Origin of the sequence: Herbaspirillum sp. RV1423 (assembly GCF_000577615.1) — a bacterium.
In the GTDB taxonomy this organism is placed as follows: Bacteria; Pseudomonadota; Gammaproteobacteria; order Burkholderiales; family Burkholderiaceae_D; genus Herbaspirillum.
Genome location: NZ_CBXX010000006.1, coordinates 72,002 through 98,278, shown reverse-complemented (window position 1 = coordinate 98,278; position 26,277 = coordinate 72,002). Strand labels below are relative to the sequence as shown.

At 59.6% G+C, this 26,277-nt stretch carries 25 protein-coding genes; 10 read left to right on the top strand and 15 right to left on the bottom strand.

The genetic code is table 11. The features are described 5' to 3' along the window. Nucleotides 1-62: 62 nt before the first annotated feature. The 5 genes from RV1423_RS08515 to folK are packed head-to-tail and all read left to right on the top strand — an operon-like array spanning nt 63 to nt 4,423. The gene (locus RV1423_RS08515) at nt 63-1,151 is read left to right on the top strand and encodes an AI-2E family transporter (RefSeq protein ID WP_034295392.1); all 1,089 of its coding nucleotides are present in this window, start codon (nt 63-65) and stop codon (nt 1,149-1,151) included. Next, complete coding sequence (hda, locus tag RV1423_RS08510) at nt 1,148-1,852, top strand: DnaA regulatory inactivator Hda (RefSeq protein WP_034295390.1); 705 nt, start codon at nt 1,148-1,150, stop codon at nt 1,850-1,852. Before RV1423_RS08515 ends, hda begins: the two co-directional genes overlap by 4 nt. Then, the gene (locus RV1423_RS08505) at nt 1,849-2,529 is read left to right on the top strand and encodes an HAD family phosphatase (RefSeq protein ID WP_034295388.1); all 681 of its coding nucleotides are present in this window, start codon (nt 1,849-1,851) and stop codon (nt 2,527-2,529) included. Before hda ends, RV1423_RS08505 begins: the two co-directional genes overlap by 4 nt. Next, the gene (gene pcnB, locus RV1423_RS08500) at nt 2,526-3,920 is read left to right on the top strand and encodes a polynucleotide adenylyltransferase PcnB (protein WP_034295386.1); all 1,395 of its coding nucleotides are present in this window, start codon (nt 2,526-2,528) and stop codon (nt 3,918-3,920) included. Before RV1423_RS08505 ends, pcnB begins: the two co-directional genes overlap by 4 nt. Further along, nucleotides 3,917-4,423 (top strand): 2-amino-4-hydroxy-6-hydroxymethyldihydropteridine diphosphokinase, encoded by a 507-nt coding sequence (gene folK, locus RV1423_RS08495; RefSeq protein ID WP_034295385.1) that lies wholly within the window; start codon nt 3,917-3,919, stop codon nt 4,421-4,423. Before pcnB ends, folK begins: the two co-directional genes overlap by 4 nt. A 26-nt stretch (nt 4,424-4,449) precedes the next feature. On the opposite strand, the gene RV1423_RS08490 is transcribed toward folK, so the two are convergent. From RV1423_RS08490 to RV1423_RS08445, 10 genes are all read right to left on the bottom strand, one after another. Then, the gene (locus RV1423_RS08490; protein ID WP_034295384.1) at nt 4,450-5,706 is read right to left on the bottom strand and encodes an EAL domain-containing protein; all 1,257 of its coding nucleotides are present in this window, start codon (nt 5,704-5,706) and stop codon (nt 4,450-4,452) included. Then, a complete protein-coding gene (locus RV1423_RS08485; protein WP_034295382.1) occupies nt 5,696-6,832 on the bottom strand; it encodes a chemotaxis response regulator protein-glutamate methylesterase in 1,137 nt (378 codons plus the stop codon). Before RV1423_RS08485 ends, RV1423_RS08490 begins: the two co-directional genes overlap by 11 nt. Next, the gene (locus RV1423_RS08480) at nt 6,829-7,383 is read right to left on the bottom strand and encodes a chemotaxis protein CheD (RefSeq protein ID WP_051516576.1); all 555 of its coding nucleotides are present in this window, start codon (nt 7,381-7,383) and stop codon (nt 6,829-6,831) included. Before RV1423_RS08480 ends, RV1423_RS08485 begins: the two co-directional genes overlap by 4 nt. Next, nucleotides 7,380-8,210 carry a protein-glutamate O-methyltransferase CheR gene (locus RV1423_RS08475; protein WP_034295687.1) on the bottom strand — a complete coding sequence of 277 codons (831 nt, stop codon included), beginning with the start codon at nt 8,208-8,210 and terminating at the stop codon, nt 7,380-7,382. Before RV1423_RS08475 ends, RV1423_RS08480 begins: the two co-directional genes overlap by 4 nt. A gap of 97 nt (nt 8,211-8,307) precedes the next feature. Next, entirely contained in the window at nt 8,308-8,865 is a 558-nt protein-coding gene (locus RV1423_RS08470) for a chemotaxis protein CheW (RefSeq protein WP_034295380.1), read from the bottom strand. 65 nt (nt 8,866-8,930) lie between these two features. Continuing rightward, nucleotides 8,931-10,727, bottom strand: a complete 1,797-nt coding sequence (locus RV1423_RS08465; RefSeq protein WP_034295686.1) for a methyl-accepting chemotaxis protein — start codon at nt 10,725-10,727, stop codon at nt 8,931-8,933. Nucleotides 10,728-10,815: 88 nt separating this feature from the next. Beyond that, nucleotides 10,816-13,062, bottom strand: coding sequence for a chemotaxis protein CheA (locus RV1423_RS08460; protein WP_034295378.1), 2,247 nt, complete (start codon nt 13,060-13,062; stop codon nt 10,816-10,818). After that, complete coding sequence (locus tag RV1423_RS08455; RefSeq protein ID WP_034295376.1) at nt 13,059-13,385, bottom strand: STAS domain-containing protein; 327 nt, start codon at nt 13,383-13,385, stop codon at nt 13,059-13,061. Before RV1423_RS08455 ends, RV1423_RS08460 begins: the two co-directional genes overlap by 4 nt. 8 nt (nt 13,386-13,393) lie before the next feature. Beyond that, nucleotides 13,394-13,765: a response regulator gene (locus RV1423_RS08450; protein ID WP_034295374.1), complete on the bottom strand. Its 372-nt coding sequence runs from the start codon at nt 13,763-13,765 to the stop codon at nt 13,394-13,396. Between the two features lie 115 nt (nt 13,766-13,880). Beyond that, a complete protein-coding gene (locus tag RV1423_RS08445) occupies nt 13,881-14,942 on the bottom strand; it encodes a hypothetical protein (protein ID WP_034295372.1) in 1,062 nt (353 codons plus the stop codon). Nucleotides 14,943-15,256: 314 nt separating this feature from the next. Between RV1423_RS08445 and RV1423_RS08440 the strand changes: the two genes are divergently transcribed. The 5 genes from RV1423_RS08440 (at nt 15,257) to RV1423_RS08420 (ending at nt 19,724) form a co-directional block, all read left to right on the top strand. Then, nucleotides 15,257-15,604, top strand: a complete 348-nt coding sequence (locus tag RV1423_RS08440; RefSeq protein WP_034295370.1) for a DMT family protein — start codon at nt 15,257-15,259, stop codon at nt 15,602-15,604. Nucleotides 15,605-15,729: 125 nt separating this feature from the next. Next, nucleotides 15,730-16,371: a deoxynucleoside kinase gene (locus RV1423_RS08435; RefSeq protein ID WP_034295368.1), complete on the top strand. Its 642-nt coding sequence runs from the start codon at nt 15,730-15,732 to the stop codon at nt 16,369-16,371. Between the two features lie 2 nt (nt 16,372-16,373). Then, nucleotides 16,374-17,201 (top strand): 3-methyl-2-oxobutanoate hydroxymethyltransferase, encoded by an 828-nt coding sequence (panB, locus tag RV1423_RS08430; RefSeq protein WP_034295367.1) that lies wholly within the window; start codon nt 16,374-16,376, stop codon nt 17,199-17,201. A gap of 385 nt (nt 17,202-17,586) precedes the next feature. Continuing rightward, a complete protein-coding gene (locus RV1423_RS08425; RefSeq protein ID WP_034295685.1) occupies nt 17,587-18,381 on the top strand; it encodes a putative hydro-lyase in 795 nt (264 codons plus the stop codon). 89 nt (nt 18,382-18,470) lie between these two features. Then, entirely contained in the window at nt 18,471-19,724 is a 1,254-nt protein-coding gene (locus tag RV1423_RS08420; protein WP_034295365.1) for an MFS transporter, read from the top strand. 89 nt (nt 19,725-19,813) lie between these two features. Here the strand turns inward: RV1423_RS08420 and can are convergent, their stop codons facing one another. From can to hemH, 5 genes are all read right to left on the bottom strand, one after another. Next, on the bottom strand, nt 19,814-20,488 hold the full coding sequence (gene can / locus RV1423_RS08415; RefSeq protein WP_034295363.1) for a carbonate dehydratase: 675 nt from the start codon (nt 20,486-20,488) through the stop codon (nt 19,814-19,816). A gap of 269 nt (nt 20,489-20,757) precedes the next feature. Next, entirely contained in the window at nt 20,758-21,891 is a 1,134-nt protein-coding gene (dnaJ, locus tag RV1423_RS08410; protein WP_034295361.1) for a molecular chaperone DnaJ, read from the bottom strand. A 181-nt stretch (nt 21,892-22,072) separates the two neighbouring features. After that, on the bottom strand, nt 22,073-24,004 hold the full coding sequence (gene dnaK / locus RV1423_RS08405) for a molecular chaperone DnaK (protein WP_034295359.1): 1,932 nt from the start codon (nt 24,002-24,004) through the stop codon (nt 22,073-22,075). 136 nt (nt 24,005-24,140) lie between these two features. Continuing rightward, nucleotides 24,141-24,704, bottom strand: a complete 564-nt coding sequence (gene grpE / locus RV1423_RS08400) for a nucleotide exchange factor GrpE (RefSeq protein ID WP_034295357.1) — start codon at nt 24,702-24,704, stop codon at nt 24,141-24,143. A 433-nt stretch (nt 24,705-25,137) separates the two neighbouring features. After that, nucleotides 25,138-26,244, bottom strand: coding sequence for a ferrochelatase (hemH, locus tag RV1423_RS08395; protein ID WP_034295355.1), 1,107 nt, complete (start codon nt 26,242-26,244; stop codon nt 25,138-25,140). Nucleotides 26,245-26,277: the final 33 nt, after the last annotated feature.

Sequence of the window (26,277 nt, the reverse complement as noted above, 5' to 3'; positions counted from 1 at the left end):
GCAGCAGGAACATGAAGTAAACCGTGATTTTATCAAACCGATCCATCTAAAGCCCGATTTCCATGCCTTTTTCTTTCTCGAATGAGCAAAAACAAAGCTTGTTGTGGCTCATTTTAGGGCTCTTGCTGATCGGCCTCCTGGTCTTGCTGGGGCCGATGCTGACTCCGTTCGTCACCGCCGCCATCATGGCTTACGCCCTCAATCCGGGCGTGGACTGGCTGGCTCGCCGCCGCATCGGCCCGTTTTTGCTGCCGCGCGTGCTGGCGGTGCTGATCGTGATCCTGCTGCTGATCCTGGTGGTGCTGGCGCTGATCCTGGTGGTGGTGCCGGTGCTGGTGAAGGAAATCCCGCTGTTGCAACAGCAAATCCCGAATTTCCTCGACAAGCTCAACGCCACGGTGGCGCCGCGCCTGAGCGAGTTCGGCATCAACGTGCGGCTGGACGTCACCGGCATCAAGCGCATCCTGACCCAGCAACTGGCGACCAGCGGCGATGAAATCTGGACGTCCGTGCTGGCCTCCGCCAGGATCGGCGGCACCGCGCTGCTTACCTGGCTGGCCAACTTGCTGTTCATCCCGATGGTGCTGTTCTACCTGTTGCAAGACTGGCATTCTTTCATCAAGCGCCTGCGCGGCATGATTCCGCGCCGCTGGGTCAGCAAGATCAGCAACATGACCGAGGAGGTCGACGACCTGCTGGCGCAATATCTGCGCGGCCAATTGCTGGTCATGTTGATCCTGGCAACCTATTATTCAGCGACGCTGGCGATCGCCGGCTTCGACATTGCGTTGCCGGTCGGCATCCTGACCGGCTTGCTGGTGTTCATTCCGTATGTCGGCTTCGGCCTCGGTCTGGTGCTGGCGCTGATCGCCGCCGTGCTGCAATTCACCGGCCTGTACGGCCTGGTCGCGGTTGCCGTCATCTACGGCATCGGCCAGGTGCTGGAAAGTTTCATCCTGACGCCGCAACTGGTGGGGGAACGCATCGGCCTGCATCCGCTGATGGTGATCTTCGCCTTGCTGGCGTTCGGTCAGTTGTTCGGTTTTGTCGGCGTTTTGCTGGCGCTGCCTGCCTCGGCGATCATATCGGTGGTGGTGCGTCATCTGCGCCGGCATTACCTGAGCAGCAGTTTCTACAATAGCGAGACATGAGACAACTTCTGCTGGATTTAAGCGCGCAGCAACCGCCGACTTTCGATACCTTCGTGACGGGCCGGAATGCAGAATTGCTGCAACGCCTGCACGACATCGCATCGGCAAACGCGCAACCGACATTGAACGACCGCTTCATCTACCTCTGGGGAGAAACAGGCGCCGGCAAAACGCACTTGCTGCATTCGCTGGCGCATGCCGGCGCAGACAGTACGCATCGAGCCCGCCTGATTTCTCCCGACGCCGACGACAGCGCCTTCGACTACGATCCGGCGGTGCGGTGCTACCTGCTGGACGATTGCGAGCAATTGCCGCCGGCTTCGCAGATCGCCGCCTTCAACCTGTTCAACCAGATCCGTGAACTGGGCGGCTATCTGGTCAGCGCCGGCGCGCAACCGCCGGCGCTATTGCAGGTGCGGGAAGACCTGCGCACGCGCCTGAGCTGGGGCCTGATCTACCAATTGCACGGCCTGACCGACGACGAAAAGATCGCCGCCCTGATGCACTCGGCGCAAGCGCGCGGCATGTCCGTCTCGCCGGCTATCCTGTCCTACCTGCTGACTCATTACCGGCGCGACATGCCTTCGCTGTCGCGCATGCTCGACGCGCTCGACCGCTATTCGCTGGAAACCAAGCGCTCCATCACCCTACCGCTGCTACGCGACCTCCTCCAACAAGAAGCTGACAACGAAACGCCATGAATCTCGCCTTATTTGACCTCGACCATACACTGATTCCCATTGATTCCGACCACGAATGGGGCGAGTTCCTGGCTCGCACCGGCGCCATTGACGGCGCCGCTCTGCGCAAGGCCAACGACGAGTGGTACGCGCACTACCAGGCCGGCACGCTGGACCCGGTGAAATACCTGGAGTTTGCTTTCGGCACGCTGGCGCAATTCCCGCGCGCGCAACTGGACGACTGGCATGCGCAATTCATGGAAGAAGTGATCAAGCCGGCCATGGTCCCCGCCGCCGTCGCGATCGTGCAAAAGCATCTGGACGCCGGGGACCTGGTCGCCATCATCACGGCCACCAACAGCTTCGTCACCGAACCGATCGCCAAGCTGTTCAAGGTGCACCACCTGATCGCCGCGCAACCGGAACTCGCAGCAGACGGCCGCATCACCGGCCGTCTGCTGGGCACGCCGACCTACGGTCCCGGCAAGGTCGAGCATACCCAGGCCTGGCTGCAAAATCAGGGCAAGAGCATCGCCGATTTCGAGCAAAGCCATTTCTACAGCGATTCGCAGAACGACATCCCGCTGTTGTCGGCCGTCACTCACCCGGTCGCCACCAATCCGAATGACAAGCTGAAGGCGCATGCGATCGCCCAAGGCTGGCCAATTCTGAATCTCTTCGACGCCCACGCGCAATGATTAAAAAGTTCATCCGCTCCATCCTGGGCAAGAATAAAAAGGACGTCGATTCCACGGAGCCGACCGTACTCACCCAGAAACAGCACGGCATCGACCTGCAACTGGTGTCGCCCAATGCCATTCGCGTCACGCAAACCCTGCAACAGGCCGGCTTCAAGGCATTCATCGTCGGCGGCGCGGTGCGCGACCTGCTGCTATCGGTCAAGCCCAAAGACTTCGACGTCGCCACCAACGCTACGCCGGAACAAGTCAAGCAATTGTTCCGCCGCGCCTTCATCATCGGCCGCCGCTTCCAGATCGTGCATGTGATGTTCGGCCAGGAACTGATCGAAGTCACCACTTTCCGCGGCAGCTCGGCCGACAGCGCGCCCAAGGATGAACACGGCCGCGTGCTGCGCGACAATACCTTCGGTGAACAGCACGAAGACGCCGTGCGGCGCGACTTCACCATCAATGCCATGTACTACGACCCGGCTTCGCAAACCGTGCTTGATTACCACGGCGGCATCGCCGATATCCGCGCCAAAACGCTGCGCATCATCGGCGTACCGGAAGCGCGCTACCGCGAAGACCCGGTGCGTATGCTGCGCGTGGTGCGCTTCGCCGCCAAGCTCAGCTTCACCATCGATGCGGCCACCAGCGCGCCGATCGCCGTCATGGCGCCGCTCATCAATAACGTGCCCGTGGCGCGCGTGTTCGATGAAATGCTCAAGCTGCTCATGAGCGGCCACGCGTTGGCCTGCCTGCAGCAACTGCGCAAGGAAGGCCTGCACCATGGCCTGCTGCCGCTGCTCGACGTCGTGCTGGAACAGCCGCTGGGAGAAAAATTCGTCACGCTGGCGCTGGCCAACACCGATGCCCGCATCAAGCAAGGCAAGCCTGTCTCGCCCGGTTTCCTGTTCGCATCGCTGCTGTGGCACCAAGTGCTGGAAAAATGGCACGCCTATCAAGCCGCGGGTGAATATCCGATTCCGGCACTGCACCTGGCCGCCGACGATGTGCTCAATACGCAGACCGAAAAACTGGCCCTCCAGCGCAAGATCGCTTCCGACATGCGCGACATCTGGGCCATGCAGCCGCGCTTCGAACGCCGCACCGGCAAGGCGCCTTACAAACTGCTGGAACACTTGCGCCTGCGCGCCGGCTTCGACTTCCTGCTGTTGCGCTGCGCTTCCGGCGAAATTGACGCCGAACTGGGCGAATGGTGGACCGATTTCATCGACGCCGACGGCCCGGGACGCGAATCGCTGCTGACGCGCAAGCCCGCCTCCGGCGGTAGTGCAGGCGCGGCGGCAAGCGCCGGCCCGGCCAGGAAACGCAAGCGCCGCAGCAGCCGCAACCGCAACAAGAGCGACGGCGCGGACAAGCCGGCCTCCGACGACGACGCATGAGCTCGACGGCGACACCGGTGCTTGCCTATATCGGCATCGGCGGCAACCTGGGCGATGCCCGCGCCGCCGTCGAAGATGCACTGTTGCGCCTGGCGCGCCTGCCGCACACAACGCTGCGGGCACGATCGCAGTTGTATCGCAGCGCGCCGATCGATGCCGGCGGTGACGATTACGTCAATGCCGTGGCGCAAATCGCCACCTCGCTCGCGCCGCATGACCTGCTGGCCGCATTGCAGGCCATCGAACTGGCGCACGGCCGTGAACGCCCCTATCGCAACGCGCCGCGCACACTGGATCTGGATATCCTGCTGTATGGCGATCAACGCATCGCCGACGACCGGCTCACCGTGCCGCATCCGCGCATGGCGCAACGCGCATTCGTGTTGATTCCGTTGATGGAAATCGCTCCCGATGCCGTCGTTCCCGGGCTCGGTGCGGTTGCCGACTTGCTCGGTCCCGTGGCGGATCAGAAAATCGCGGTGCTGGAACCTGCCGGCAAGTGAATTACAGAGATGTGCGTTCTGCGCGCTCAGGCACTTGCGCTGCCCACTTGTCCCGCTGGCGGACGCAGTTCCGCCAGGCGGCGGTGATGTCCCTTGAGCCAGATCGGCAAGTCGTTCGCCGGCATCGGTTTGGCAATCAGGTAGCCTTGCCCTATCGTACAACCCGAATCCTGCAGCAGGCGCCAGTCCTCCATCGTTTCGATGCCCTCAGCCACCGTCACCAGCTCCAGACGCTTGGCCATGTCCAGCGCCGACTGCAGAATGACGCGCAGATTCTGGCGGGCATGGGCGCCGTGGACGAACGAACGGTCGATCTTGAGTTCGGTAAACGGAATGCGCGCCAGTTGCTGCATCGATGAAAATCCGGTGCCGTAATCGTCGATCGACAAACCGAATCCCTTCAGACGCAAACGCGCCAGCGTGCCCAACGCGGTGCCGAGATTGGCCACCACCGAACTCTCTGTAATTTCCAGCACGATCTGATCGGCCTGCAACGCGTGTTGCGCCAGCAAGTCGGCAATTTTTTGCACGAAACCCGGGATGTCGAGCGAGAGCGGCGACAGATTTACCGCTACCTTGAGCGGCAAGCCGCGCTCATTCCACAGCGCAGCCTGCTCCATGGCCTGCTCCAGCATCGACAATGTCAGTTCGTGAATCAAACCGGTCTGTTCGGCCAGCGGAATGAAATGGTCCGGCGGAATCACACCCGTGTCCGGATGCAGCCAGCGCGCGAGCGCCTCCACGCCTTTGAGCATGCCGGTACGGATATCCACCTTCGGCTGATAGTAGGCGACGATCTTGCGGTTGCGAATGGCTGCCGCCAATTCCGTTTCGCATACGGCCGGCAACGCATCGCCCGTCTTCGGCAACGCAAGATTGCTATTGTAGGTATTCAGGGCGCCCAGGATCTTCTCCTGGTTCAACGGCTTTTGCAGCGCGCCGAGAACGTGCATGCCCAGCTCCTGGATCATGGTTTCCACCGACGCCAGCAGGGAGGTCTCGCGACTGGACGCGACGATGAGTGGAAAATTGAGATTTCTCTCTTGCAGATGCTGGATGAATTCGACACCGTCCATGCCCGGCATTTCCAGATCGACGATCACGAGACTGGGCGGCAGCCTCAACAGCCCCAGCAAATCCAGCGCTTCATGACCGTCGCCTGCTTCATAGATCATCTCGACGCCGAGGTCGCGCATCAATCCGACGGTGTGCAAGCGCTGCAAGGGACTGTCGTCGACAATCAACAAGGTTTCGACCGGAAAGGGAATCAAGTTAGTAGGCATATTGATTAATTACCGAAGAAATGTTTTCAAGCGCAACCACATCGCTGACGCCACCCTGTAACAATGCTTCTTTCGGCATGCCGAAAACGACGCTGCTGTTTTCGTCCTGCGCATACGTCGCAGCGCCGCCGTCGTGCAATTCCTTCATGCCGCGCGCGCCATCATCGCCCATGCCGGTCATGATGATGCCGACCGCGTTCCTGCCGGCGGCCCTGGCGACCGAGCGGAACAGTACGTCCACCGATGGCTTGTGACGACTGACCAGCGGACCGTTGACCACCTCTACATAGTACTGCACGCCATCGCGCTTGACCATCATGTGGGAACCTCCTGGCGCAACTAAGGCGCGTCCTTGCAACACCAGGTCGTGATGCTCGGCTTCCTTGACACGGATACCGGCGATCAGGTCGAGGCGCCTGGCAAAGCTCTCCGTGAATTTCTCCGGCATGTGCTGCACGATCACCAGGCCGGGACAATCTTCCGACAAATCGCCAAGCACTTTTTCCAATGCCTGCGGCCCGCCGGTGGACGCACCGATGGCGACGATCTTCGGCGTTACCGGAATCAGCCCATCCAGATAACCTGGCGGTCCCAGCATCGCGTCCGCCGTCAGCCGCAGCCCGTCAAGACCGATGCCGGCGGCGACGGCGTCGTGGCGCGCGGCTCTTTCCATTTCGTTGCTGAAATTACCCACGTGGCCTGCGGGCGCCCTGGGCAGACGACGCAATTTCGCCTGCGCGGCGGCGCGAATGGCGCAAATCAGGTCCTCCGAACTATCCTGCAAAAAATCACGTATGCCCAATGCGGGCTTGGTGATAATGCTGACCGCGCCGGCTGCCAGTGCTTCCATCGTCACCGTCGCGCTGCGTTCGGCCAGCGACGAACAGATCACCACCGGCGTCGGCCGTATTGCCATGATCTGGCGCAAAAAAGTGATGCCGTCCATACGGGGCATTTCAATGTCAAGCACGATCACGTCCGGCCAGTTGGCGCGCATTTTGGCCATCGCAAAGATCGGGTCGGGCGCGGTGGCGACGACGCAGATGTCATCGCAGGGTTCCAGCAGATCCTGGATCACCTGGCGCACCACCGACGAATCGTCGACGATCATGACCTTGATCGTCATGACGGCTCCTTGTCGAGCAACGCCTTGTCTCCATGTTGCTTGCGCACCGCCGGCACCTTCTCCATCCCGTGCGAAACGCCGTGGCCGCGCCGCACCCAGACATCGCCGTTATTAAGGTCGAAACGCAGGTAACGGTACCCATCCCCGGCAACATCCTGCGCGGTGATCTTGATCTGTCGCCGCTGCAATATCTCCAGCGCAAAATCGACGTTAGCCTGCCCCACCCTGGTCCTGATCGTCGGCAAATCCAACACGTTGCCGCCGCCGAACACCTTGACCGCGTAGTCGGCAATACGCGTGTCGTGCCGTTGCACCTGATCCAGCAACTGCGACAAGGCCTGGTCGCCGTAGCGGCCGTCCGGCGTGTCCTGTTCAACGCCTTGCAGCGGGGGACGCAAGCGCTCCGGCAACAGGAAATGGCACAATCCGCCAAGCCGCCGGCCGGGGTGCCAGAACGTGATGGCGACACAAGATCCCAGCAAGGTTTCGACCTGCAGATCGCCGCAGCCGAAATACACCTCGCCCAAATTGACGAAGACCCGCCGGGTCACGACGGCCTCCGGTATATCGAGGGCGCTTGCATCTGCAAGTCCAGCGGCATGCCATGCAATGATTCCGAGTGCCCGACAATCAGCCAGCCTCCCGGCCTGACCTTGTTGATGACGGATTGCAGCACGCTGACCTTGGTCGGAAAATCGAAGTAGATGATGACGTTGCGCAGAAACACGATATCGAACTGCTCGTCCATGTCCGACGGCAAGCTCAGCAAATTGCGCTGCTCGAAGACAACCCGCTTGCGGATTTTCTGGTCGATAAGAAAGTGTCCCTCGTACTCGCCGGTGCCGCACAGGCAATAGCGCGCCAGATACTCCGGCGGAATATGTTCGCCGCGCATCATGGGATAGAGGCCGCGCCGCGCAAACGACAGGACCCGCTGGCTGATGTCGGAGGCAAAGATGCTCCAGGGCTGATGGCTGCGATGGCGGTCGAGCAGCATCGCTGTCGAATATGCCTCTTCGCCGGTGGAACAGGCGGCGCTCCATACCTTTAGCGGATGCGGGCTTTGCATCTCCGGCAGGATGTCGTCGCGCAAAGCGTCGAAATGCTTCTGCTCGCGGAAAAAATAAGTTTCGTTGGTAGTAATCAGATCGATGGCGCGTTGCCGCTCCGCTTCTTCTTGCGGCAGGGAAATCAGGGAATAGTATTCCTGCATGCTGGACATGCTCAGTTCGCCCAGGCGACGGGAAAGGCGGCTGCAGAGCAAGGCCTTCTTGGAAAACGGCAAATACAAGCCGATATGCTCCCTGAAAAGCTGCTGAAACAGCAGCATCTCCTGATCGCTGACATCCAGTGCCATCGACTCGATGCTGGAATTCATCTGCATGATCCCCGATTAACGATACATCCCGACCCGCCCTTTTCCCACATGCAATATTGCGCGCGCCGACACCAGCCGTTGCGCCCCAATCTTAATCCTAAGCCGTCGGCGGCGCGTTGAGTTCTTCAACCGCCGCCATGCCGATCAGCGTCGACAGTTCATCCACCGACAAGACCGCCTTGACGTCGAGCACCACCACAAACCGGTCCTTGATATTGATCATGCCTTCGATGAAATCGGCGCGCAGGCGGGCGCCGAACGACAGCGGCGGCTCGATCTTTTCGTTCTCCACCGTCAGCACCGCGCGCACGGCATCGACCATGACGCCCAGCAGCAAGGTCTGCTGCTCCTGCGCCAGTTCCATGATGACGATGCAGGTGCGTTTGGCAACCGGCGTCTGCGCCCTGCCAAAACGCACCGACAGATCGATGACCGGCACCACGGCGCCGCGCAGATTGATGACGCCGCGCAAAAAACTCGGCATGAGCGGCACCTCGGTCAGGCTGCTGAATTCGATGATCTCGCGAATATCCTCGATCGGCATGGCGAACATTTCCTCGCCCAGCACGAAGGTCAGGAACTGGCGGCTCTGCACCTGTTCCTGATGCTGTGTCCTGGCAAAAGACGATTCGCTGTTAAGCGACAAACTAGGCATACATGTACTCCTCAAACATCCGACAGTGCCGTTCCCTTCCCGCTCCAGGTTGCTGAAACGTCGAATCAGAAGCGTTTGAATGAAGATTCGTCGACCGGATCGTCGCCGCCGTCCAGCATGGAAAGCCGGCCCGGCTTGACGAACTTGGTGCTGATCGCGGGCGGCTCGTTAACCACTTTGCCGGCCTTGCCGGCTTTCTTTGCCGCCGGCCGTTTTTCTTCCCCGACCTGGAAGAACTGGATCAGCTCCTGCAATTGCATGGCCTGGGCACTCATCTCCTCGGAGGTGGAAGACAACTCCTCCGAAGCCGACGCCGTCAGTTGCGTGGTCTGCGCCATCTGATGCACGGCGTTATTGATTTGCTCAAGCCCGGCGGATTGCTCGCGCGAAGCGGCGGAGATCTCCTGCACCAGATCCGCGGTCTTGCGGATCGATGGCACCATCTGGTCCAACAGGCCGCCTGCTTTTTCCGCCAGGCTGACGCTGTTCTCGGCGACCGCGATGATCTCTTGCGCCGCCGTCTGCGAACGTTCCGCCAGCTTTCTCACTTCCGCCGCCACCACCGCAAAACCCTTGCCGTGTTCGCCCGCGCGCGCGGCTTCGATCGCGGCGTTCAACGCCAGCAGATTGGTCTGGTAGGCAATGTCGTCGATGATGCCGATCTTGCCGGCGATCTGCTTCATGGCCAGCACCGTCTCGCGCACCACTTCCCCGCCCTCGGCGGCCGAACTGGCGGACTTGCTGGCAATGCTGTCGGTGACTCGCGCATTCTCCGCATTTTGTGCAATCGTGGCGGTGATTTCTTCCACCGAAGCGCTGGTTTCTTCGACGTTCGACGCCTGTTGCGATGCATTCTTGCTCAATGCCTGAGACGACGCCGAAATCTGTTCCGATGCCGATGCCAGCGAACTGGCGGTACCGCTGACGTCGCCGATCACCGCCGTCCATTTGGCGATCATCTGCTGGGTGCTGTGCAGCACGCTGCCGGTGTCCTTGTTCGATACCGGCACGTTCACCGTCAGGTCGCCTTCGGCCACCTTGCGCAACACAATCATGGCGTCTTTCGGCTCACCGCCCAGTTGCGAACGGATCACGCGGTAAGTGAAGAACAGGCAAACCAGCAGCAACAGCATGGAAGCGCCCAGCAATGAGAAGATCACCATCTCGAGTTGGGAGTAACGCGCCTGAGCAAGGTTCACCCGCTTCTGGGTACGCTCGTCGACCATGCGCAGGAAATCATTGATCGGCACCATGATGCGTCCCACCATGGCGCGGTAGTTCTGGTCGAACATCAGTTCCTGCGCCATCGCCTGATTGGGCGCGCCCGTCACCGTGAAGTTGCCGGCGCCGTCGTCGAACTGTCCTTTGACGGCATTGAAGGCGGTGATCTCGATCTTGGTCAGCGCATCGGAATTGGCCTTCGCTTCCTGCATCTTGGCCAATTCGGGGGCAGTGAAGCCGGCCTGTTTCATGAGATCGATCAGCGGCACCGCCGGCTCGGTCGGGATGCTGTTGAGTTGCTTGGCGGTGACCAGATCGAGGTTGAAACGCTCGTAGTTCTTCGGACGCGGGCGTTTGCCATTGCGGATGTCGAGCACGATGTAGTAGCGTTCTTCGTCGTTGGGGTCGCCGGTGGTGACGTAGGCGCGCCCGAACTTGGTCAGGTCCTCGGAGCTTCGCCGCATTTCGTTGGCCAGCGAGAACGAGTAATAGCGCGACTCGTGCGCCTGGTCCAGGTTGGTATTAGCGTCCTTGAGCGCACGCGTCACGCTGACGATCGATCCCATCAGCACAGCCAATACGATCACCAGCCAGACAAAGAGCTGCCGGATGCTCATTCGTTGCGTCAGTTTGTTTTGCATGACCATTCCCTTGTTCTGCATACTGTCTTTCCTGTCGCGCCGGAACAGACGGTTTCCGTTCTGCACGCTTTATTGCTTGGTTTGCTGCTCACTCGCCGAATTCGGCCTTGATTTCCGACCGCCTGATATCGGCCTGCTCCATCCTTCCGGTGTGCGCGATCAGATGCGCTACATCCAGGATCAGCGCCACCCGCCCATCGCCGAGAATAGTCGAACCGCTCAATCCCCTGACCTTGCTGAACAGTTTGCCGAGCGGTTTGATCACCGCCTGGCATTCCCCCAGCAGGTTGTCGACCAGCAAGCCGGCACGCATCTGTCCGTACTGGACGATCACAAGGCTCTTGCGCGACGATTCGCGATGCGGCAGGTCGAACAGTTCCCGTAGCGGAATGAACGGCAACGGCTCGCCGCGCAACGTGACTACGTTGTTATGCACCTGATGCGTCGACAGATTGATGCATTCGACCACCAGATCGAGCGGAATGACGAAGACGGCCCCGCCGACCACCACCTGGAAGCCGGCAATGATCGCCAGCGTCAGCGGCAGGCGAATGCGCACCATGGTGCCCTGGCCCGGATTGCTGAAGATGTCGACTTCGCCATGCAACGCATCGATGTTGCGTTTGACCACATCCATGCCGACGCCACGGCCGGACAGCGCCGTCACCCGGTCCGCGGTCGAAAAACCGGGCTCGAAAATCAAGCGGAAGATCTCCTTCTCGGACAGCGCCGCGTCGGCCGACACCAGTCCTTGCTGAATTGCTTTCCTGAGGATTTTTTCCTTGTCCAGGCCGCGACCGTCGTCGAACACCTCGATCACTACGCTGCCCGATTCGTGCGTCGCGTTCAGACGCAGGACGCCCGTCTCTGGCTTGCCAACGGCGCGGCGCACATCCGCAGCCTCGATACCGTGATCCATGGCGTTGCGCACAAGGTGCATCAGCGGATCGGAAATCTTCTCCACCATGGATTTATCGAGCTCGGTGTCGGCGCCGGTCACGATGAATTCGATGTTCTTGCCGATCTCGCGCGACATATCGCGCACCACGCGTGGGAAGCGCTGGAATACTTCCTTGATCTGCACCATGCGCAGCGTCAGCGCGGCGTCGCGTATCTGCTCCACCAGTCCGGAAATCAACTGGGTGGCTTCGTCAAAACGCTGGTCTTTCTTGCGCTTCGCCACCAGGCTGGCACCGGCGCCGGCAATCACGAGCTCGCCGACCAGGTCGATCAACTGGTCGAGTTTCGATACCTCTATCTTGATGAATTTCTGTTCCTGGCTTTTTTTCTCGTCGCCCGCCTTTTGCCGCAGCACCGGGATAGCCGAAGCCGCCTGCTGAGCAGCGTGCGCGATCGCCGCATCGGCATCGGCGCTTGCCTCGGTGCTTGCGTTGGCGGCAGGCTCGGCGCTGAACTTCAATTGCCGCCACTCTTCCTCGGTCAGCGCCTGCGATTGCAACAGAAGTTTTGCCAGGCTCTCGCGTTCCGGCATGTGCTGCAGCCAGCGCCTGTAATCCTCCAGCGCGCCGTGCGGCGGCAGTATTGTAATGTGACTGTCCTCGCGCACGAACTCGAACACGCTTTCGATCGCCTCGCGCTCCGTCGTGCTAGCCAGACCGACTTCAAAACCGAGATAGCACAATTCGGCATCCATCTCGTCGGTCGCGGGAATCGCCCGATCAATCACGTGAACGTAAGCCATGTCTCCCATTGTCAGCAGATAGCGCAGGAACGACAGGGGGTCCAGGCCGTCGCGCAGCACGTCCGGACTGAAGCGCAGGGAAAGATGCCAATACGGATTGGCCACCGCGCCTTCGATGTCCGCTTCGGATGCGGTTTCGGCCGACATCAGCGACACCGCGTTGGCAACGGGCGGCGAGACGGCAGCAGCAGCGGCGGAGGTGCCGACTGGCTTGGCGACGTCTTCGACGCCCGCCGCCACCGCGTGCTCCAAATGCCTGTTCAGCGTCGCTTCGAGTTCGGCACGCCGACCCGGATCCGGGTCCTGGGTTTCCTTGAATTCAGCGATCGCATCGACCAGCTCGCTCATGTAATCGCCGCAATTGAGCAGCAGCGACATCATGGCGTCATCCAGCTTGAGGATGCCGTTGCGCACCTTGTCGAGGACGTTTTCCAGCAAATGGGTAAAGCTGACGATGCTGTCGAACGCAAACAAGCCTGCCGAACCCTTGATGGTATGCGCGGCGCGGAAAATGGCGTTGATCGCGTCGCGGCTGGGGCCGTCGCTCTCGATCTGCAGCAATGCCGCTTCCATTGCGACCAGCAGTTCGCGCGCTTCCTGCACCAGTGCGTCGCGGGCCGCGTCTTTTTTCATGCCAGCCCCTGTGCAGCCGATGCGCCGCTGTTGAAACTATCCTGCAGGCGCAGCATGTCGAGCACGCTTTGCACGGCAGGGCTGGCGCTGCTGAGAATCAGTTGCTTGTATTGCGCCGCCGCTTCGCGCCTGAGCAACAGCAGCAGTTGCAGGCCGGCAGTATCGATCTCGTCGACCCCGCTCAGATCCAGTTCCAGTACATCGTCGGCATGGTCGCTCGCGCCCAGCAACTGCGGCTTGTATTCGGCTGCCTGAAAAATAGTGAGGCCTCCGCTGACCTGCAGCAGCACATGTCCGTCTCGCGTGCTTTGCGTCAATGGCATGTCGACTCCTAAGGAGACACCAGCTTGGCCACGGCGTCGAGCAGAACCGGCGGCAGAAAGGGCTTGTGCACCCAGGCGCGCACACCGATGGCCTTGCCCTCCTGTTTGCGCGAATCGCCGCTTTCCGTGGTCAGCATGAGAACCGGGGTGAACTTGTAATGCGGATTCTGTTTGGCTTCGCGCACAAAGCTCAGGCCGTCCAAATTGGGCATGTTGACGTCGGAGATGATCAGATTGTATTTGCGACCATCGAGCTTGTTGAGGGCGTCGCGACCGTCGATCGCCTCGACCACTTCATAGCCGGCGATTTTGAGCGCGATGCTGATGGTTTGCCGCAGGCTGAACGAGTCATCCACGATGAGAATCGTCTTCGCGCTCATGTCATCGCCCCCCGAAACAAGGATGTGCCGGGATCGCGCTCAAAACGCGCCGTTCGCTGTCCACATGGCAAACGGCTATGGAAAAGCTCGCTTCTTGCATGCATGTCACCCCTCTTCAAAAGAAATCAACTTGCGATTGCATCGACTTGTCGGCCTGCTGGCCGGCATGTACCTGGCGTTGCTCCAGCGTGGTGTAAGTCTTTTCGAGTTCCGCCAGCCACGCCGCGCGATCCGGCAGCGCCACCGCATCCTCCAGCAAGTCGACCAGCTTGACCATGTCGCGCTGGACGTGATCGAGTATCTGGCTGATGCGGTCCTGGAATTGCAGATTGACGAGGATGTCGCAGACCTCCTGATCCACTTCGCGGTTTTCTTCTTCCAGTTGTCCGACGGTGCCGCTGAGCTTGAGCGCCGACTGCCGGAAATCGGCGATGACCGAGTCGATCACCAGGCGCGAGTCGTCGATCATGCGACTGGCGTCGGTGTCGAGCTGGTTGGCCGACACCAGTGCGGTCTGAATCTGCTGCTGGACAGCCTTGGTCTTGTTGAATATCTGCCTGCCGGCGTCTGCCGAGCGCGCGGCCAGCGCAGTCCAGCTTTGCTGGTCGGAGAACAGGTCGGCGACGCCGGTGCGGCCGGCGATCTGCTCGACTTCCTGCGCGAGTTGACGGATTTCCTCGTTATGCTGGCCGAGCGTCTCGATCTTGCGCAGCAAGGCGTCACGTGTGGACAGGACCTGCTCCAGCGCTTCGGCGATGCCGCCGAGCTGCATGGCCGCGTTCTGTATCACCTGCAATACGTCGCCGTTCTTGCCGCCTTCGGCAAGGCTGACGGCGCCGCCCAGGCGCTGATGGATGCCAACGAAGCGCTGCGTCAGCTTGTCGATGGCTTCCTGCGTCTGCGCGCGGGCCAATTGCACATTGTTGCGCCATGCCGGCACCACGCCCTGCAGCAAATCGGGCAGATCCGGCAGGTATTGCTGCCCAAGCTTGTCGGCGCCTGCGCGATCCTCCGCATCGGTTGCCCCGGATTTTGCGTTCGCGTCTGCCAGCATCCATGCCGCAGCGCCAATCAGCACCCCGGCAATGAGTCCCTGCCACCACCGTGGCGCCAGCAACGCCAGCAAAAGTGCATTGATCCCCCAGAGCAAAAGCAAGGCGTGATATTTCGACTTCACGATATCCCAATCAGAATATTTGATTTCCCAGTTGTCGGATGCCGCCTTCCAGATTCGGCGCCTACGTGCATTAACGGCCACAAGCAGCCGCTTTTTTATCTATTCGTCACCATTTTTAATTTCTATTCGGCAATAGGTCTCGGACGACCGCCCGCCTGTTTTTTCCTCTGTCCGTGGCTCAGGCATTTTGCCAGTTTCCTATTCTGGCTCGCTCTTTCCTTGGTCTGTGGGCGGAATAGAGGCAGAATTCAGCTTGATTTGTCAAAGTACGCATTTCCATACGGAAATAATCATCTCCTCCATTCATCCTTCTCATGCAAATACCTGTCATTTTCCAGACCGTCGGCTTGTTGACGCTGTCGAATATCTTCATGACCGTTGCTTGGTACGGTCATCTCAAAAGTCTGGCCTCCAGGCCTTGGTGGATCGCCGCCCTGATCAGTTGGTCGATCGCCCTGTTCGAATATCTGCTACAGGTGCCGGCCAACCGCATCGGTTATACCCAGTTCAGCCTGGCGCAACTGAAGATCATGCAGGAAGCGATCACGCTGACGGTGTTCGTGCCCTTCGCGATGATCTATATGAACCAGCCGTTCAAGCTCGACTATATATGGGCGGCGCTGTGCCTGGTGGGAGCGGTATATTTCATTTTTCGCAGTTGAACCGCCAATCGCGTTTGGATGCGGTTTGACAGCGGCCGCTGACACGACGGACTCAATCTCCTACAATGCGGGCTCACCATCCGTTGCATCGTTGCATCCACTGCAATCACCAGCCAAGGGCCAGAATGGGTTTAGACCGCTACAAGTACATTGTCATTGAAGGCCCCATCGGTGTCGGCAAAACGACGCTCGCGCGCAAGCTGGCCCAACATCTCGGCGCCCAGACCGTGCTGGAACAGCCGCAGGAAAATCCCTTCCTGGAAAAGTTCTACCGCGATGCCGGCCGCTATGCGCTGCAAACGCAGATGTTCTTCCTGTTCCAGCGCATCCAGCAATTACAGGAGCTGGCGCAGCCGGACTTGTTCCGTACGCGTTTCGTCGGCGACTTCCTGCTGGAAAAGGACCCGCTGTTTGCGCGACTGACGCTGGGCGACGAAGAACTGAAACTGTATGAACAGCTCTACCAGCACATGCGCATGCACGCTGTGCAGCCTGACATGGTGATCTATCTGCAAGCGCCGCTGGAGACGCTCGTCGAACGCATCAAAAAGCGCGGCATCCCGATGGAAGCATCGATCTCGCCCGACTACCTGCAGCGCCTGGGCAACAGCTACAGCCGCTTTTTCTACAACTACGATGCCGCACCGCTGCTGATCGTCAACAACGAGCACATGAACATGGCCGAACGCGACGAAGACTTCCAGTTGCTGCTCTCGCATATTGCCAATATGCGAGGCAAGCGCGCATTCCTGAACCGAGGAGAATAACCATGGCCGCCTATTTGCAGGACGCCCCCGCGACGCGCAAGAAAGCCGTCACCATCCACACCCTGCAGACGATGCGCGACAAGGGCGACAAGATCAGCATGCTGACCTGTTACGACGCCAGCTTCGCCGCGCTGATGGACCGCAGCGGCGTCGACGTGGCGCTGATCGGCGACTCCCTCGGCATGGTGTGCCAGGGCCATCAATCCACCTTGCCGGTGACGATTGCCGACATCGCGTATCACACCGCCAGCGTGGCGCGCGGCAACCAAACCATGCTGGTGGTCGCCGACATGCCTTTCGGTACCTACGCGACGCCGGCGGCGGCATTCGAGCAGGCGGTGAAACTGATGCAGGCCGGTGCGCACATGGTGAAGCTGGAAGGCGGTTCCTGGCTGGCCGATACAGTGCGCTTCCTGACCGAGCGCGGCGTTCCGGTTTGTGCGCACCTTGGCCTGACGCCGCAGTCGGTGCATCAGATGGGCGGCTTCAAGGTGCAAGGCAAGACGCTGGAAGGCGCCGAACTGCTGCACGCCGACGCCAAAGCAGTGCAGGCGGCGGGCGCTTCGCTGCTGGTGCTCGAGGCGATTCCGGCGACGCTGGGCGCCGAGGTGACCGCGCAACTGCGCATCCCGACAATCGGCATCGGCGCCGGCCCGGAATGCTCCGGGCAGGTGCTGGTGATGCACGACATGCTGGGCGTCTTCCCCGGCCACAAGGCGCGTTTCGTGAAGAATTTCATGGACGGCTCCGCCAGCATCGAAGAAGCCGTGCGCGCTTATGTGGCAGCAGTGCAGGACGGAAGTTTTCCTGCGGCCGAGCACTGCTTCTGATCCGATCTGCCCGATCCTCCAGCGCGCCCGCAACGACGCGCTGCCGTCGTCTATGGGCGCCAACCTCCCACCCGAGTTCAATGTGACGATGAAATGAAGCGTCGCTCGGCAAGCACGGCGCATAAAAGTACAAAAACTCAATTATTGTCAATTGCACAAGCAACGTGTCGATGATATGTTTCTTGCGAACCAGCAAGAAACCATCTTGAAAACTGTTGCGTGCATGTGATATCCACCGGACGACGACCCGATGCCTGCCTTGCCTTGGCGGGCGCGGTCTTTATCCTGATCCGTTCTTGCGTCACACGGCGGCGCACTCTGGATTCAGGACATCAAGCACATTCATTGAAACGACCGTTAAAAGAAAGATCCTTTTCTTATGAAGATGCCTCGGAAATCGTCCTCTACAAGCGCTCATGATGCGCGTCAGCCCATCCGCGCCGGAATCTGGGACAAGCATACCAGCGGACTGGCGCCTCCCAACGTCCAATGCAATATCGTCATTTTGCCCGCGGGACTGGCTTCGGATTTTTTGCACTTTTGCCAGCGTAATCCCAAGCCTTGCCCCTTGCTGGCGGTATCGGAACCGGGAGTGCCTTTCCTGCCCGATCTGGGACAAGACATCGACATACGCACCGATGTACCGCGCTATCACGTCTGGCGCGATGGCGTCATGCAACAGGAATGCACCGATATTCGCGCGCTGTGGAGCGATGACCTGGTGACCTTCGCACTGGGCTGCTCGTTTTCGTTTGAACACGCCCTGATGGAAACCGGGATTCCCCTGCGCCATGTGGAAGAGGGAAAGAACGTTGCCATGTTCAAAACAAATATGCCAACCATGCCCGCGGGTCCTTTTCACGGACCGATGGTGGTATCCATGCGCCCCATGTCGACCGCCCATGCGATTCGCGCAGTGCAAATCACCAGTCGGGTTCCGGCAGTGCATGGCGCACCGGTACATTTGGGAAACCCCGCCCTCATCGGCATCGCCGATATCGCTCAGCCCGACTTCGGAGACGCCATTGACATCCTTCCCGAAGAACTGCCTGTGTTCTGGGCCTGCGGCGTGACTCCCCAGGCTGTGGTGATGGCGGCCAGGCCGCCATTTTGCATTACCCATGCGCCCGGCCATATGCTCATCACCGATCTGCTCAACAAAGATCTTCCTTTCAGATAAACAAGCCTTGCCCGCAAGAAGAAGCACGTAGCCGGCGCCGATTGGCCGGTTGCGCGCATCACATTCATACCTACGCTTCAGGAGACGCCATGTGGTTACGACAAACCAGCCCCGATGAGAAAAGAACCTTGCTCGCCGCCTTTGCAGGATATGGCGTCGATGCCTTTGACTACATGATCTACACCTTCCTCATTCCGACCCTGATCATGATTTGGGGAATGAGCAAAGCCGAGGCCGGCTACATCGCCACCGGCGCGCTCGTCACGTCCGCCATCGGCGGCTGGCTGGCCGGCGTGCTGGCCGACAAATATGGCCGCGTACGCATTTTGCAGTTGACGGTCTTGTGGTTCACATTTTTCACCATCCTCAGCGGCTTTACCACGTCCTATGAACAGCTATTCTTTACGCGCGCCATGCAGGGTTTTGGATTCGGCGGCGAATGGTCGGTTGGTTCGGTATTGATCGCAGAGATGATCCAGGCACGTCACCGCGGCAAAGCCGTGGGTCTTGTGCAAAGCAGTTGGGCCGTCGGCTGGGGAGTGTCGGCCATCGCGTTCTGGATCGTCTACGCCTTGACGCCGCCGGAGCTGGCATGGCGCATTTTGTTCTGGCTCGGAGGACTGCCCGCCTTGCTGATCATTTATATCCGCCGCAACCTGAAAGAGCCCGCACTGTATATCGCCACACGCAAGCAAATGCAGGCTGCGGGCGATGCCGGCAATTTCCTCGATATTTTTTCTCCGGCGCTGTTGCGCACCACCATTCTGGCGAGCCTCATGACCAGCGGCATGCAAGGCGCCTATTATGCGGTAACGACCTGGTTGCCGACTTACCTCAAGACGGAACGGCATTTGTCGGTGCTCAACACCAGTTCTTATTTGCTCATCCTCATTCTTGGTTCCTTCATCGGTTACCTGACCAGCGCCTGGCTCTCCGATCATTTGGGACGGCGCCGTTGCTTCATCCTGTTTGCCGCATGTGCGGGCGCATTGATTGTCGTGTACACGCAAATTCCGATCACCGACGCCATGATGCTGGTCCTCGGTTTTCCGCTGGGCTTTTTCCTATCCGGTATTTTTTCCGGCATGGGTGCCTATCTGAGCGAATTATTCCCCAGCAGGATTCGTGGTTCGGGACAGGGATTCTGCTACAACGCCGGACGCGCCGTTGGCGCAATCTGTCCGGCGGTGGTGGGCTATATGAGCACATCCATTCCCCTGGGATTGGCCATCGGCTACCTTGCGGCAGGCGGCTATCTGATTGTTATCGTTGCCGTTCTGGCCTTGCCGGAAACAGGCGGGCTTGAACTTTCGCCTGAAATGGAACCGTCCCGGGACGCATAGCTCTGCCAGTCGGCCGACTTGTTCTTGTCCAAAAATTCCCTCAGCTCTTTGCCGCGCAAAAACGCTCTGGAGACTGAGTGCTCGCCGCCTTAACGAGTCCCGGCGTAGCGTTCCAGACTGGCAGACAAATGCTTCACGCACCCTTCCGCGCTGCTGACGGTCGGGGCCAGTGCTTCGAGCAAGCCGTCATGCACACCGTACACCAAAGCATGGACGCTGAGCGCCTGGCCGCGTTCCCAGGCATCGGTAACAATGGTGGTGCGGCAAATGTTGGCGACCTGTTCGAGCACGTTGAGCTCACATAGCCGATCATGCTGATCGCCTTCGGACATGTGGCCGTGAAAACAGCCGATGTGCTTTTCGTGAACGTCCTGCACATGTTGCAGCCAGTTATCCGCCAGCCCGACGCGGCGCTTGGTCATGGCCGCCTGCACGCCAGCGCAGCCATAATGGCCGCAGATGATGATGTGCTTGACCTTCAGCACGTCGACCGCGAACTGCAATACGGACAGACAGTTCAGGTCGGTATGCACGACCACGTTGGCGATGTTGCGGTGGACAAACAGCTCGCCCGGCAACAGGCCGAGCAGTTCGTTGGCGGGCACGCGGTTGTCGGAACAACCGATCCACAGATATTCCGGCGAGCGCTGCGAGCCGAGCTTCAAAAAAAAGTCGGGATCACGCGAGGTGATTTCACTTGCCCAGCGGCGGTTGCCTTGCAGAAGTTGCTGCTGAACCTGGTCTTGTTGGCTTGGTGTCGTCATAGTCGGCAAGATCGAGTTTCACGCTTGCCGTCGCATCGCACCGGAGGTCCGATCACGGCAGGCATGGGGTGAATGGGTAAAAGACCGGGCGTTCGCCGTGATTGTCATGGCGGGCACCTGATACGACCGGATCGGTCGACGGCGCATGCTAACGATGTCTTTCGGGGATGCTGCAGCGTCGTCATCCGATCGCTGCATGCGATTGCATTGTATAGAAAAAAACCAAGAAAAACCGGCCTGTCCCCGAGGATAGGCCGGTTTGCCGAAGCTTACTCGAAGAACTCCTTGACCTTGTCCTTCCAGGTCTTGGTTTGCGGGCTGTGCTTGGCGCCGCCTTCTATGGTCAGCTTCTCGAACTCGCGCAGCAGATCCTTCTGCCGCTCGGTCAGCTTGACCGGCGTTTCCACCACGACGTGGCAGAACAGGTCGCCGGCATAGCCGGAACGCACGCCCTTGATGCCCTTGCCGCGCAGACGGAAAGTCTTGCCCGACTGCGTGCCTTCGGGAATTGTGAACGAGGCCTTGCCGCTCAGGGTTGGTGCTTCGATATCGCCGCCCAATGCCGCCTTGGCGAACGAGATCGGCATTTCGCAATGCAGGTCGTCGCCGTCGCGCTGGAAGACCTCGTGCGCCTTGATGTGAATTTCCACATACAGGTCGCCCGGAGGACCGCCATTCATGCCCGGTTCACCGTTGCCGGACGAACGGATGCGCATGCCGTCGTCGATGCCTTCCGGAATCTTCACTTCCAGCGTCTTGTTGCGTTTGAGCCTGCCTGCGCCGGCGCAGGTCGGGCATGGCTCAGGGATGACCTTGCCGCTGCCGTGGCACTTCGGGCAAGTCTGCTGAATGCTGAAGAAACCTTGCTGCATGCGCACCTGGCCGTGACCGCCGCAAGTGCTGCATGTGGTCGGCGACGTTCCCGGCTTGGCGCCTGAGCCGTGGCAGGTATCGCATTCGTCCCAGGACGGCACGCGGATCGTTGTATCGAAGCCGTGGGCCGCTTGTTCGAGCGTAATTTCCAGGTTGTAGCGCAAGTCGGCGCCGCGATATACCTGCGGTCCGGCGCTACGGCCGCGGCCGGCGCCGCCGCCGCCGCCAAAAATATCGCCGAAGATATCGCCGAAGGCATCGGCGAAGCCGCCGGCACCGGCACCGCCGCCTGCACCCATGTTCGGATCCACGCCGGCATGACCGTAACGATCGTAGGCGTCGCGCTTTTGCGGATCGGACAACATCTCGTAGGCTTCCTTGACCTCCTTGAACTTCTCTTCTGCGCCCTTGCTGTCCGGGTTGCGGTCAGGATGATACTTCATCGCAAGCTTGCGATAAGCCTTCTTGATCTCGTCGTCGGTCGCGTTTTTCGCAAGACCTAGAATTTCGTAAAAGTCACGTTTTGCCATGTTTTATAAGCACCTTGTTATTGGGCTTCTCCCACCAATAAGTAGAAACCAACAATGTGAAAAAGCCGAGAGACGGTCTTGCGACCGTCTGACTCGGCGTGTCGAACGGCAGCGCCGGTCGACGTGTTCCTGACGCTGTTGCTGCGTTTGGGACAGAGACCTGGGTCTCTGTCCATCGCAATTACTTCACTTCCTTGAAGTCGGCATCGACCACGTCGTCGTCCTTCGGACGCGCATCGCCTGCTGCGCCAGCCGCGCCTGCTGCACCGCCGGCCGCAGCCTGCTGCGCCTGCTGGTCGGCGTACATCTTTTCACCCAGCTTTTGCGCAGCCACGGACAGCGCCGCAGTCTTGGCGTCGATGGCGGCCTTGTCGTTGCCCTTCAGGACTTCTTCCAGCTCCTTGACGGCAGCTTCGATCGTGTCCTTCTCACCGGCTTCCAGCTTGTCGCCGTATTCGGTCAGCGCCTTGCGCGTCGAGTGGACCAGCGCGTCGCCCTGGTTGCGGGTCTCAGCCAGTTCCTTCAGGCGCTTGTCTTCTTCGGCGTTGGCTTCGGCATCGCGCACCATTTTTTCGATCTCATCTTCGGTCAGACCGGAGTTGGCCTTGATGGTGATCTTGTTTTCCTTGCCGGTAGCCTTGTCCTTGGCGCCGACGTGCAGAATGCCGTTGGCGTCAATGTCGAAGGTCACTTCGATTTGCGGCGTGCCGCGCGGCGAAGGAGGAATGCCTTCCAGATTGAATTCGCCCAGGCCCTTGTTGCCGGCAGCCATTTCGCGCTCGCCCTGATAAACCTTGATGGTCACTGCGGGCTGATTGTCGTCGGCGGTCGAGAACACCTGGCTGAACTTGGTCGGGATGGTCGTATTCTTCTTGATCATCTTGGTCATCACGCCGCCCATGGTTTCAATGCCCAGCGACAGCGGCGTCACATCCAGCAGCAGCAGATCCTTGCGCTCGCCCGACAACACCGAACCCTGGATCGCGGCGCCAACGGCGACCGCTTCGTCAGGATTGACGTCCTTGCGCGGATCCTTGCCGAAGAACTCCTTGACCTTCTCCTGCACCTTCGGCATGCGGGTCATGCCGCCGACCAGAATAATGTCGTCGATGTCGCTGACCTTGACGCCGGCGTCCTTGATCGCGATGCGGCATGGCTCGATGGTCTTGGCGATCAGTTCTTCAACCAGCGATTCCAGCTTGGCGCGGGTGATCTTCAGGTTCAGGTGGACCGGCGCGCCATTGGCCATGGCGATGTACGGCTCGTTGATTTCAGTTTGCTGCGACGACGACAGTTCGATCTTGGCACGCTCGGCCGATGCCTTGATGCGTTGCAGGGCAATCGCGTCCTTGGACAGGTCGAGGCCGTTGATCTTCTTGAACTCGTCGATGATGTAATCGATGATGCGTTGGTCGAAGTCTTCGCCGCCGAGGAAAGTGTCGCCGTTGGTGGACAGTACTTCAAACTGCTTTTCACCGTCGACATCGGCGATTTCAATGATGGACACGTCGAAGGTGCCGCCGCCCAAGTCATACACGGCGATCTTGCGGTCGCCCTTGTCGGTCTTGTCGAGGCCGAACGCCAGTGCAGCCGCGGTCGGCTCGTTGATGATGCGCTTGACGTCCAGGCCGGCGATGCGGCCGGCGTCCTTGGTCGCTTGGCGTTGCGAATCGTTGAAGTAGGCAGGCACGGTGATGACCGCTTCGGTCACTTCTTCACCGAGGTAGTCTTCGGCGGTTTTCTTCATCTTGCGCAGGACTTCGGCGGAAATTTGTGGCGGTGCCAGCTTGCTGTCGCGCACGCTGATCCAGGCGTCGCCGTTGTCGGCCTTGACGATCTGGTACGGCATCAGTGAAATGTCTTTTTGCACTTCCTTCTCGTCGAACTTGCGACCGATCAGGCGCTTGGCTGCATAGATGGTGTTCTTCGGATTAGTGACGGCCTGGCGTTTGGCAGGAGCGCCGACGAGAATTTCGCCGTCTTCCTGATAAGCGATGATGGAAGGCGTGGTACGCGCGCCTTCGGAGTTTTCGATGACTTTCGGCTGGCCGCCTTCCATGACGGAAACGCAGGAGTTGGTTGTACCCAAGTCAATACCGATGATTTTGCCCATGATTTTTTCCTTCGATCCTTAAGTTCCCGTTAGGGAACAACAATAGTTTTGATAGTTTTAATATGTGGAGAAAAATGTCACTTTCAAGCGGAAAGGGTCACTTAAAAGCAAATTTTGTGCCTCTTATTGTGTTCGATCATTTGCCTTGCGCCACGGTCACCAGCGCAGGACGCAGCAAACGGTCGGAAATCGTGTAGCCCTTCTGCAAAACCGCCACGACGGTATTGGCTTCCTGTTCGGCCGGCACGGCGGAGATCGCCTGATGCTTCATCGGGTCAAGCTTTTCGCCCGCTTGCGGGTGGATTTCCAGCAGTTTGTTCTTTTCGAATGCCGCCGACAATTGCTTCAAGGTCATATCGACGCCTTCCTTGAGCGACTCGACCGACGGCGTTTCGATCTTCAGGGCCATTTCCAGGCTGTCCTTGACTGCCAGCAGCGACTCGGCAAATCCTTCGATCGCAAACTTGTGGGCGCGGCTGATATCGTCCTGGGCCCGGCGGCGGATATTCTCGGCTTCGGCCTTGGCGCGCAGGAAAGCATCCTGCATCTCGGCGATCTTGGCCTCAGCGGCGATCAATTGCCCTTCCGGCGTTGGCTCGGAAGGCGCTCCAGGCTCCTGAGCCTGGTCTTGCGCTGCTGCCGATGCCTCCTGAGCACCTTGCACCGGTTCGTTTTCCGCTTGTTTTTCCGTATCTTGCATAGTTAATACTCTCCGACATGTAACGCGTATGTGGTATTCAGCGCCCGATGCGCATGGGGTTGCACATGAGGCTTAACCTTAATTTTTCAAGGGTTATTACGAACCTGTCCCATATCCTGAAGTCATATCACATCTAACTAAACGTTCTAACGTCTTGTTACAGGATTTACTACACTTGAAACAGGCAATTGCGATGCAGCATTTATGATGTAGTCATCCCTCTTTTTCACCAACTTTCCAAGGAGACGTCATGAAATTGCCGCTTATCTCCGCCACCATCATTGCCTACGCCTTGCTGGCAGCCGCCTGGATCAGTTATTCGCACTTGGTCGCGCTGTACTGACGGGCGCCGCCCCGCAATTCATTTCTGCAGTGCAATAACAGTGCAGCCTGCTATTTTAACAGGCCGCACATTGCTTACGTCCAGTTTGCGCTATTGGGAGGCGCCGAGCTGGCGTGCCTGTTCGGCCGACACTTCCGCCTGTTTCCTTTCTTCTTCGCGCAACGCCGCGCCAGCCAGCGTCGGCCAGCCGATCAGATGCTGCTCGGCAATTTCCATCATGCCCTGGCCCCAGGCCGGGGCGTCGTTGAGGCAAGCGATGAAGCGAAATTCGCGACCGCCGGCATGCAGGAACTCGGCTTTGGCCTCCATCGCAATCTCTTCCAGTGTTTCCAGGCAGTCACTGGTGAACCCGGGGCACATCACGTCGACCCGCTGCACGCCCTGGCGCGCCAATTCCTGCAAGGTCGGCGCGGTATAAGGTTGCAACCATTCGGCCTTGCCGAAACGCGACTGGAACGTGACGACGTAATCCGTTTCCGCCAAATCCAGCGCCGCGGCCAGCAGCCGTGCGGTCTTATGGCATTCGCAATGGTAAGGATCGCCCAGCAGCAGCGTACGCTTGGGGACGCCGTGGAAACTCATGACCAGCTTGTCGGGCTGGCCATTGGCGTCCCAATGCGCCAGCACCGAACGTTTGAGCGCCTGGATGTAGCCATCGTGATCGTGATAGTGCTTGATCAGGCGCAGTTCGGGGACGTTGCGCACCTTGGCAAAATGCTTGAACACGGCGTCGAAGATCGATGCCGTCGTGGTGCCGGAATATTGCGGATACGCCGGCAAGATCAGGATGCGGTCGCAGCCTTGCGCCTTCAGGGCGTCGAGCACGTCGGCCACCGCCGGCTGACCGTAGCGCATGGCGTAAGTCACGTGCACGCGATGGCCGCGCTCAAGCAGGCGCATGCGCAGCAAAGCTGCCTGGCGCTCGGTGTTGAGCTTCAGCGGCGAGCCTTCGACATCCCATATCGAAGCATATTTCTCCGCCGATTTGCCGGAGCGAAACGGCAGAATGACGCCATGCAGGATAAACCACCAGATTGCTCTGGGAATCTCCACCACGCGCGGATCGGACAGGAACTGCCTGAGATAGCGCCGCACCGCGCGCGCGGTCGGCGCATCCGGCGTGCCCAGGTTGACCAGCACGACGGCGGTTTGCGCCGTAACGCCATGGGTGTAAGGAGGCTCTTTGCGAAATGACATGAAAATCCGTGAAGGGTCTTGACGTTGGCGGGA

Bases quoted from the DNA above. Each gene is read 5' to 3' on its own strand.
- RV1423_RS08425 (WP_034295685.1), top strand. From the start codon at position 17,587: ATGCCTCGGAAATCGTCCTCTACAAGCGCTCATGATGCGCGTCAGCCC.
- grpE (WP_034295357.1), bottom strand. From the start codon at position 24,704: ATGCAAGATACGGAAAAACAAGCGGAAAACGAACCGGTGCAAGGTGCT.
- folK (WP_034295385.1), top strand. From the start codon at position 3,917: ATGAGCTCGACGGCGACACCGGTGCTTGCCTATATCGGCATCGGCGGC.
- RV1423_RS08455 (WP_034295376.1), bottom strand. From the start codon at position 13,385: ATGCCATTGACGCAAAGCACGCGAGACGGACATGTGCTGCTGCAGGTC.
- hda (WP_034295390.1), top strand. From the start codon at position 1,148: ATGAGACAACTTCTGCTGGATTTAAGCGCGCAGCAACCGCCGACTTTC.
- RV1423_RS08450 (WP_034295374.1), bottom strand. From the start codon at position 13,765: ATGAGCGCGAAGACGATTCTCATCGTGGATGACTCGTTCAGCCTGCGG.
- dnaK (WP_034295359.1), bottom strand. From the start codon at position 24,004: ATGGGCAAAATCATCGGTATTGACTTGGGTACAACCAACTCCTGCGTT.
- RV1423_RS08440 (WP_034295370.1), top strand. From the start codon at position 15,257: ATGCAAATACCTGTCATTTTCCAGACCGTCGGCTTGTTGACGCTGTCG.
- RV1423_RS08465 (WP_034295686.1), bottom strand. From the start codon at position 10,727: ATGCAAAACAAACTGACGCAACGAATGAGCATCCGGCAGCTCTTTGTC.
- RV1423_RS08490 (WP_034295384.1), bottom strand. From the start codon at position 5,706: ATGCCTACTAACTTGATTCCCTTTCCGGTCGAAACCTTGTTGATTGTC.
- RV1423_RS08435 (WP_034295368.1), top strand. From the start codon at position 15,730: ATGGGTTTAGACCGCTACAAGTACATTGTCATTGAAGGCCCCATCGGT.
- RV1423_RS08485 (WP_034295382.1), bottom strand. From the start codon at position 6,832: ATGACGATCAAGGTCATGATCGTCGACGATTCGTCGGTGGTGCGCCAG.
- dnaJ (WP_034295361.1), bottom strand. From the start codon at position 21,891: ATGGCAAAACGTGACTTTTACGAAATTCTAGGTCTTGCGAAAAACGCG.
- RV1423_RS08475 (WP_034295687.1), bottom strand. From the start codon at position 8,210: ATGAATTCCAGCATCGAGTCGATGGCACTGGATGTCAGCGATCAGGAG.
- pcnB (WP_034295386.1), top strand. From the start codon at position 2,526: ATGATTAAAAAGTTCATCCGCTCCATCCTGGGCAAGAATAAAAAGGAC.
- RV1423_RS08505 (WP_034295388.1), top strand. From the start codon at position 1,849: ATGAATCTCGCCTTATTTGACCTCGACCATACACTGATTCCCATTGAT.
- RV1423_RS08470 (WP_034295380.1), bottom strand. From the start codon at position 8,865: ATGCCTAGTTTGTCGCTTAACAGCGAATCGTCTTTTGCCAGGACACAG.
- can (WP_034295363.1), bottom strand. From the start codon at position 20,488: ATGACGACACCAAGCCAACAAGACCAGGTTCAGCAGCAACTTCTGCAA.
- RV1423_RS08515 (WP_034295392.1), top strand. From the start codon at position 63: ATGCCTTTTTCTTTCTCGAATGAGCAAAAACAAAGCTTGTTGTGGCTC.
- hemH (WP_034295355.1), bottom strand. From the start codon at position 26,244: ATGTCATTTCGCAAAGAGCCTCCTTACACCCATGGCGTTACGGCGCAA.
- RV1423_RS08420 (WP_034295365.1), top strand. From the start codon at position 18,471: ATGTGGTTACGACAAACCAGCCCCGATGAGAAAAGAACCTTGCTCGCC.
- RV1423_RS08460 (WP_034295378.1), bottom strand. From the start codon at position 13,062: ATGAAAAAAGACGCGGCCCGCGACGCACTGGTGCAGGAAGCGCGCGAA.
- panB (WP_034295367.1), top strand. From the start codon at position 16,374: ATGGCCGCCTATTTGCAGGACGCCCCCGCGACGCGCAAGAAAGCCGTC.